An 8,626-nucleotide genomic window follows, 5' to 3' on the forward strand; every position below is an offset into this window, starting at 1 on the left:
AGCAGCATCATGAGTCAGACGCTTGTCCCATGCGATCTTCCAGAACACTTTCACGAGGCAACGCGAACATGGTTTTCGCAGCAGTTTACTGCCCCCACTCAGGCACAGGTGCAGGGCTGGGCCACCATTTCAGAAGGACGGCATACGCTGATTGCGGCTCCGACGGGGTCGGGTAAAACGTTAGCAGCGTTTCTGTCTGCCATCGATGAACTGGTTCAAGAGGCAGCCTCTGGGAAACTAGATAATGTGACTCGGGTGGTGTATGTTTCACCGCTCAAAGCCCTGGGCAATGATGTGGAGCGTAACTTGGCTGAACCGTTGGCGCGGATTGGTGCGATCGCAAAACAACAGGGCCATGACCTCACCATCACAACAGCTGTTCGCACAGGTGATACACCCCAGTCGGAGCGGGCAAAGATGGTCCGTCGTCCACCTCACATTCTGGTGACCACCCCCGAAGGACTCTATGCCCTGGTCACTTCAAAAGGCGGTCGCTCCATGCTAGCCCATGTGCGCACCGTCATTGTTGACGAGATTCATGCCCTGGCCCCCAACCGTCGCGGTGCCCACTTGTCCATTACCCTTGAACGGTTGCAGGCTCTAGTAGAAGCACCGATCCAACGGATTGGCTTGTCGGCCACCCAGAAACCCATTGATGAAGTGGCTCGGTTTCTCATTGGGTCTAAACGTGATGATTGCGCAATTATTGACAAGGGGCACGAGCGCGAACGTGACTTAATGATCGAGACCCCTGACTCACGTCTTAAAGCGGTCATGTCCAACGAGGAACTGGAAGAGATTTACGACCGGGTAGCCCAGCTGGCAGAGGACCATAGAACCACCCTTGTCTTTGTAAATTCTCGACGACAGTGTGAGCGGGTGGCCCACAACCTGGCCCAGCGACTGGGGGAGGATCAGGTGGCCGCCCATCATGGTAGTCTTTCGCCCCCGTTGCGTCTGCATGCGGAACGTCGGCTAAAGGCAGGAGAATTACGCGTTCTAGTGGCAACAGCTTCTCTAGAATTGGGCATCGATATTGGTGATGTGGATCTGGTGATCCAACTGGGAGCGCTAAAGCGGATTGCCATGTTTTTGCAGCGGGTGGGTCGAGCCTGTCACTGGCACGGTGGGATTCCCAAAGGACGGCTGTTTCCCCTAAATCGCGATGAACTGTTGGAATGTGTGGCGCTACTGCGATGTGTGGAGCAAGGAGAGCTAGATCGACTAGAAATTCCTGACCATCCCCTTGATGTATTGGCTCAACAGATGGTAGCTGCCGTTGTCCCCCATGATTGGTCAGTGGATGAACTGTTTGACCTGATGGGTGGGGCTTACCCCTACCGCACCCTGAAACGGGAGGACTTTGAACAGGTTCTAGAAATGATGGCCACTGGGTTTCCCACTGAACGGGGACGCAGGGGGATGTTGATCAACTATGACCGGGTGAATGGTGTGGTCAGTGCCCGTCCCGGAGCCAAAATGACCTGTTTAATTTCGGGGGGGACTATCCCGGACAGCAGTGACTACAAGGTGCGATTAGAGCCCCAGGGTGTAGTGGTGGGTGCTATTGCAGAAGATTTTGCCATCCATCAGCTGCCGGGGCATATTATTCAGCTGGGCAGCAACACCTGGCGGATTTTGCAGGTTAAATCTGGTGAGGTGCGGGTAGAAGGGGCACCGGGTGAAACCCCCTATATGCCGGTTTGGTTTGGTGAAACCCCTTCACGGACCCATGAACTCTCCGATGAAATCTCGCGACTGCGAGCGGAAATCGCGGCGGCGACCTCTGCCCAAGAAGCTGCTAATCATTTATCTGCCTATGCCTGGCTGGATGCAGCGGATGCGGCTCAGCTGGTGAGCTATTTACGGCTGGCGGCAGACGCTTTGGAGGCAATGCCCACACAGGACACCATTATTACCGAGCGATTTATTGATCTGGCTGGCAACGAACAGGTGGTGGTGCATTCTCCTTTGGGGGTAAGGGTAAACCGAACTTGGGCATTGGCATTACGTCATGTATTAGGTCAAAGGTTTAATGTTGAGCTGCAGGCCGCTGCTACCGATGATGCGATTCTGATCTCGCTGCCGGAGAAGGTGAGTTTTCCTCTGGATGAGACCTATGACCTGGTGAAGGCAGCTAATGTGGACGAGATTGTTGCCGCCGCTACCCTGGATGTGCCTATGTTTATGGTGCGTTGGCGATGGGCCGCTACCCGTGCCCTGGTGATTCAGAGGCAGCGGGGTGGCAAGCGGGTGCCGCCCCACATTCAGCGTACTGACGCAGAAGAGCTGATGCTATCGGCCTTTCCCTCCCAGCGTCCGGGGCAGATGTCACGACGGGAAGGACGTCAGGGTGGCCAAGCCGGGAGAAAAATCCTAGAACAAACGCGAGATTTTGCAGAAATTCCTAAGCATCCACTGGTGCAGCAAACCCTCAGCGATTGTTTGTTTGAAGCCATGGACCTCAAGGCATTTGAGCGACTTTTACAGCGGATAGAAATGGGAGAAGTGGCAGCGCTTACGGTGGAGCGATCGCACCCTTCCCCCGCTGCCTTTAACGTCATCACCGCCAAACCACCCGCCTTTTTAGACAACGTTCCCCTAATGGAGCGACGAGCCCGCAATGTCTCCCACGGCCCCAGCCATTTGTCCCTTGAGGCTGATGCCCTGGTGCATCCTGACGCGGTAAAGCGGATTACAGCAGAGGTAGCTCCTGATCTCCGTTCTGTAGACGATCTAGCAAACCACCTATCTTTGTCAGGGGTATTGACGGAAGCTGAGGTAACCCATGTTCGTCCATGGTTGGCGGAACTAGCGGATGCCGGTCGAGCAGCAGCGTTTACTCTTGAAAATGGAATCATGCTCTGGGCTGCCGTTGACCGCATTAATGAGATAGCGGCAGCGTTTTCCGAAGCGAGAAAACTGAGTGACCGCATGACGGATCTGGCACCCAAGGTTGCCCTGGCCCGTATTTTAGGCGGTCGTCTTGAGACAAGTGGTCCTGTGACGAGCGGTGACATTGTACAAACTCTGGGGTGTTCTCAGGAGCTGGTAATTGCTGCATTAGAACAGCTGGAGGCGGAAGGATTGGTTTTGCGTGGGACCTATGATGCAACACGGCCTGGGGAGATTACTTGGTGCGATCGCAGAGTCCTCTCCCGTATTCATCGCCTAACCCGCAACAAACTGCGGGCCGAAATTGAGCCCGTCACTCTACAACAGTTTTATCGCTTTCTACTCCGCTGGCATGGGCTAACAGACTGTCATCAGGGGCGCGACGGTCTTGTCCATGTGCTGCAGATGTTTGATGGCCTTGAACTGCCAGCCAGCCTTTGGGAGACAGAGGTACTGCCTGCTCGCATTAAACGGTACGATTCCCAAGATCTCGACAGCTTATGTCTGACTGGACAGTTTCAATGGGGCCGTTTATCCCCAGGCAACTCCACAAAACAACAATCCTTATCAAAGACTACGCCTGTCTCCATTTCCAACACTGACAACTACTCAAACTGGCGTGCTCTGACTGGCAGAGATACTGAGCTGACAAAGCTATCCCCAACAGCAGAACAGCTCTTTAACTATTTCAAAAATAAAGGACCTTCCTTTATTGGCCAGGTTGAAAGTTCTCAGAAGATGCTCAAGTCAGCCCTAAAAAGCGGTCTGATGGAGCTAGTGGCCAGTGGCTTGTTGACTGCAGATAGCTTTGCCGGTTTGCGAGTGCTGCTGTCAAAACGAGCTAAGGCTAAGGTGTCACGGATAGACCCCATGCGGGATTCCAACTCTGGACGCTGGTCGCTGTTGCCAGACCCTGTTGATCTGAACGATGCCGTTGTCAGGGAGGCTGCTGTTGAACGATATGCTTGGTCAGTGCTTCGGCGTTACGGTGTGGTTGTTTATTCTATTATTCAACGTGAAGGAGCCTCGGTAAAGTGGATTGAGTTACTGCGAGTGTTACGACGCATGGAAGCACGCGGAGAGATACGTGGTGGCTACTTTGTTGAGGGAGCAGGGGGCGAACATTATGCATTACCTGATGCCCTGCCGCTTTTGCGAGAAGTCCGTAGCAGTGAGCCCACGGGGTTGTTGGCTAGCATCTCTACTGCCGACCCTCTAAACCTGACCGGAGTTCTAACAACCGGTAAACGAATCCCCAGTCGCACTACATCTCGTCTGCTATTGCGCGATGCAGTCCCTGTGGCTGTGGCTGATGGCAAAAAAATTAAATTGCTCGATGATTCTTCTGACCTTACCAGCACAGAGATAAGTATCCTCCGGCGTAGTGCTGCACCATGGGCACTTTCTATCTATCGATGAATAAAGAGATATTAGATTAAAAAGATTACCTTCTAGGAATGGCTAGTGTATTGTACAAAACTGATTTGGAACATGTTGATTGGGTACAGTTGAAAACCGTATTGCATGGAGACAACTTTGATAATGGCCGCAGTCCTGAGCAACTAAAAACATCTTTTTAAAATAGTTATGCCACATGTATGGCTTATGTTGAAGAGAAAATCATTGGTACTGCTCGTGTTTTATCGGATGGTGTTTGTAACGCTTACATCGTTGATGTCTGGACACTCAGCTCTTTCCGTCATCAAGGGATAGCAAGGACAATGGTGCAAACCCTACTAAATCAATTGAAAGGACAGCATGTTTATTTGTTTACCGATTATAGTGTTGATTTTTACAGAAAACTCGGTTTTATTGAACAGCCCGTTGGTTTAGGCCAAGTAGTTGGTAATTGGCTTGTCAATGATGAATAATGATTGGATAAATTGATGATTTCACTGTATTCGTTACGCCCTGCGACTTGGGATGATTTTGAGTTTGTCTTTCAGCTCAACAAAATCAATATGTGGAAGTATGTCGAGTTAGTACGGGTGTGGAGTGATGAAGTAGAACGAGCAGATATGCATCGAAAATTCGCCCCAGGGCGTGACCAGATCGTTCAGATAGATGGTAAGGCTGTGGGAGTCTTTAAAGTCGACTATCAAGAATCAGAAATCTGCTTGAACCATATAGAATTACTGCCAGAGTTTCAAGGAAAAGGTGTTGGAACTGCTCTAATGCAGAAAGTGCTCACTGAAGCTGAGTCTTTGAATATGCCTGTGACACTTTATGTTTTAAAGATCAATCCAGCCAAACAGTTCTACAAGCATCTAGGTTTTCAGACTGTAGAAGAAATTGCTTCAGGTAAAGACTGCAATGGTATGGAACGTGGCGTAAAATGCAAGATGTTAGCTGCAGCCAATGCAACGACTGTTGGGAAGGCACAGTTACGACAAGGAGTGAGCTAAGTTCTCTTCGTCAGATTATTACGAGAGAAGATGAAAATACTTTTGCAGCAACATACTTTGTTCTTGACACTGTTAGCAATGAGTGGCAAGCCGCAGTTAGCGAAACTTGTGATAGGTAAGTTTCATTAGCTTAGCCAACTGCTATCACAGAGAGGTGTTGGTGGCGGTTAATGGGAAAAACAGACTTGGGTCATGTTGATTGGGTACAGATGGAAACTGTATTGTATCGAGATAAATATGAATAATCTTGATTGTCCTTTTGATACGTCTCAGCTTCCGGAGCCTCCATGGTTTACTCAACGTTTATGCTTGCGTCCCTTCAAGGAAACAGATTTAGCGATCGCCCATCAAGTGCTTGATAAGGATGCAGAAGTCTGGCAGTTCGATCCTGGCTACGTACCATCCCTGTCCGAGCGGCTGGACAACATCCGGCAATACAATTTCCTTCGGCATCAGTTTGGGTTTGGGCCGTCTGCCGCCTATCTTAAGGGGGAATCGGAGACACTCATTGGTCAAGGTGGTCTTAATCCATATGTTTACGATCATCGAGACGGCTCGCGGACTGTGGAATTTGAGGTGATGTATAAACTTGGCAGAGCATATTGGGGACATGGGTATGCAACTGAGCTTGCTGCCTTCTGGCTAGATTTTGCTTTCAAGGAAGTTCGTCTCCCACAAGTCATTGTTTGTCCAGAGCGAGCTAATCGGTCTTCAGTGCGTGTTTTGGAGAGATTAGGGGCTGAGTTCGAGAACGACTGGCTCGATGAGACGACCGTGATTGGGCAATTGACTCGCGCGGACTGGCTTGCACGTAGCGACGCCTAACAATATCGCTGGAGGCAGACGCATGATTCCACTATTTCTGGAGTGGATTTTGAAGTGCAAGCACACCGTTCAGTTTAGTCGTTATGTTGCTCTGTTTTAAGTGATGGTAATGAGCATAATTTGCTTTTCTGTATTCAGATCTAAATGAGTCGGAGGAGAGCACTTGGATATTTGTTTGGAGGTTATTGGTGAAGCGATCGCAGCGCTGATACCAGGTGAGTCCCTAAGCTAAGCAAAAGCAAGCAATTCTTTTTATAGATAAGCTTATGGCTAATGTTCATTTACGCAGAGTAACGAGAGAGAATCTTGAGGAATGTCTGAGTCTCCAGGTTTTAGAGTCTCAGAAGGGATTGGTTGCATCCACTACAGAGTCGCTGGCAGAAGCGTATGTTGACCCCAATCTTTTTCCTCTGGCTGTTTACGATGCTGCTGCCTGTGGTTACGAACAACCTGAAGTTCCAGTCGTTGGATTCACAATGTATGAGATTACTGCAGGTGTAGGATTTATTATGCGGTTGATGGCCGATAAAAAGCATCAGAGAAAAGTGGATCATACCAAAGCGATTTTTCAAATAGAGCATTAATTTTTACTCCATGTAGGGGGTTTCTGCATAATCCCTTCTTCTAATTTGATGAATATTTCGCTAAAGAAATGATGTAACGTTAGGATACTAATTCCAACCACGTCTATAGACCGATGCATTATGAGCACCTGGATAGTCTGTCCATATCCAAGAGCACATCCCAAACTCAGACTATTGTGCTTTGCCTATGCGGGCGGTTCTGCCTGGATATTTCGCACCTGGGCAAAACAACTTCCCAACACTATTGAACTATGTGCTATCGAGCTACCCGGACGAGGCAAACGTATAGCCGAGCCAGCTTTAAAGCAGGTTTCTTCAATTGTCGAAAACTTGGGGCCTGAATTACTGCCTTATCTCAATGTCCCATTTGCCTGTTTCGGCCATAGTCTAGGTGCACTTGTTGCCTTTGAACTATGTCGCTGGTTAAGATATACCACTCAGCTTAACCCCTATCATTTCTGGGTTTCAGCTGCTCAAGCCCCTCACTTGCCAGCCACAGTATCCCCAATGCACACTTTACCTGAAACAGAATTTATCAATGAACTAAAACGCTACAAGGGTACACCCACCAGCATTTTGAACAATGCAGAAATGATGGCCTTGGTGCTCCCTACTCTCCGTGCCGATTTCACTGTACTCGAGACCTATCACTATCAGCCAAGTGAACCCTTGAATTGTCCGATCACAGGCTTTTGGGGTCAACAAGATACAATTATTAGTCAATCAGAAGTAGCCGCCTGGCATATCCATACCCAAGACTTCTCATTAAAAGCAATAGATGGCGATCATTTCTTCATGCAACAACCATCATTTATAAAAAGGTTGTTACCACAGCTGACGCTCTAACCCGCTTACTCAGATATATTATCCATTGCTAAAGTTTCAACCAATAAGCTAAGTGCAGCAATCGCTCGATGACAATGCTCCAAACCTCCATTGCCCCCATATACAATGATTCCATGGGAGGAGTTTGAATCGAACTACGCTAGCCAGTTTCACCCAACGGTTCTCCTGCGATAATTTACCCCAAACGGTAGATAAAATCTTGGAACGATAGCTGGCCGGGTGAAGATTGTCGGTACATTTCCCTGGGTAGGTGCAAGGGTTTTGAGCGTTTTAGCCACTTTTCTGTACACTTAAGCACATCTCAATAGAATGAAACCCTTGCTGAGTATGAAGGCTGGCCTTCAACAGCAGACCCTAGAATATAGGTTTATAGAGCCAGCTTGCGGGTATTGGGCGTGACCATAGCTAATAGAAAAAAGCCAGTTGAACGGTGACAACACCGGGACCCGTGGGTGAATTAAAAAAGGCAAAGACCATCATACTGACGGTACCAGCATTATCTTTTTGATGATGGGGAATCAGCGGAAATAGAGCAATAGCTCCAATGCCTAACTCCCACACAGCTTTTACTTCTTCCATTAGCAGGTCCAGAGAATAACGAAAACAGCTGGGCATCGACGGTACTGATTTCTTCTGTCCCGCCCCTTCCATAACAAACAGGGGATAAATCAGAGCAACCACGGATAGCATTGTCTCTCGCACCATCATCCGACGAAATACCCCGGTACGGCGCAGACGTCAAGAACGATATGCCTTGGTCAGAATTATCAGCGGGGACAGCTTTCCCTACCGTTTCAACAGCATCTGTGGCGATTTGGGGGATTGCTGATGTGAGTGACATGAATATAGATAACATAAAACGAAAACCATTATGATAACGATTATCATTCTCGGGTATCTTAACATCAGTTTTTCGAAATTGACGTGATCATAATCCTTAAAAATCCATGACTCAGGTTCACTGTACTCGGGCTCAAACAGCGGTATTGCAGGTACTACGACAGCAACCTGAACCGACCTCGGCTCAGGCTTTGTACAAGCTTATAAAGAAACATCAGCGGATTGGTTTAG

General features: G+C 48.8%; 7 protein-coding genes. 6 read left to right on the plus strand and 1 reads right to left on the minus strand.

The features are described from left to right. Positions 1-9 precede the first annotated feature (9 nt). From N836_RS72565 to N836_RS72590, 6 genes are all read left to right on the plus strand, one after another. Positions 10-4,314 (plus strand): DEAD/DEAH box helicase, encoded by a 4,305-nt coding sequence (locus N836_RS72565; RefSeq protein WP_023077153.1) that lies wholly within the window; start codon positions 10-12, stop codon positions 4,312-4,314. Positions 4,315-4,493: 179 nt separating this feature from the next. Continuing rightward, a complete protein-coding gene (locus N836_RS72570; protein WP_023077155.1) occupies positions 4,494-4,766 on the plus strand; it encodes a GNAT family N-acetyltransferase in 273 nt (90 codons plus the stop codon). Positions 4,767-4,769: 3 nt separating this feature from the next. After that, positions 4,770-5,300: a GNAT family N-acetyltransferase gene (locus tag N836_RS72575; protein ID WP_152532322.1), complete on the plus strand. Its 531-nt coding sequence runs from the start codon at positions 4,770-4,772 to the stop codon at positions 5,298-5,300. A 309-nt stretch (positions 5,301-5,609) separates the two neighbouring features. Next, positions 5,610-6,125 carry a GNAT family N-acetyltransferase gene (locus N836_RS74090; RefSeq protein ID WP_161635072.1) on the plus strand — a complete coding sequence of 172 codons (516 nt, stop codon included), beginning with the start codon at positions 5,610-5,612 and terminating at the stop codon, positions 6,123-6,125. Positions 6,126-6,391: 266 nt separating this feature from the next. Further along, on the plus strand, positions 6,392-6,709 hold the full coding sequence (locus tag N836_RS72585) for a hypothetical protein (RefSeq protein ID WP_023077158.1): 318 nt from the start codon (positions 6,392-6,394) through the stop codon (positions 6,707-6,709). A gap of 120 nt (positions 6,710-6,829) precedes the next feature. After that, complete coding sequence (locus N836_RS72590) at positions 6,830-7,555, plus strand: thioesterase II family protein (RefSeq protein WP_031294852.1); 726 nt, start codon at positions 6,830-6,832, stop codon at positions 7,553-7,555. A 405-nt stretch (positions 7,556-7,960) separates the two neighbouring features. Here N836_RS72590 and N836_RS72595 read toward each other — a convergent pair whose 3' ends face one another. After that, positions 7,961-8,236 carry a hypothetical protein gene (locus N836_RS72595; protein ID WP_235071200.1) on the minus strand — a complete coding sequence of 92 codons (276 nt, stop codon included), beginning with the start codon at positions 8,234-8,236 and terminating at the stop codon, positions 7,961-7,963. Positions 8,237-8,626: the final 390 nt, after the last annotated feature.

Origin of the sequence: Leptolyngbya sp. Heron Island J, assembly GCF_000482245.1 — a bacterium.
In the GTDB taxonomy this organism is placed as follows: domain Bacteria; phylum Cyanobacteriota; class Cyanobacteriia; order Phormidesmidales; family Phormidesmidaceae; genus Leptothoe.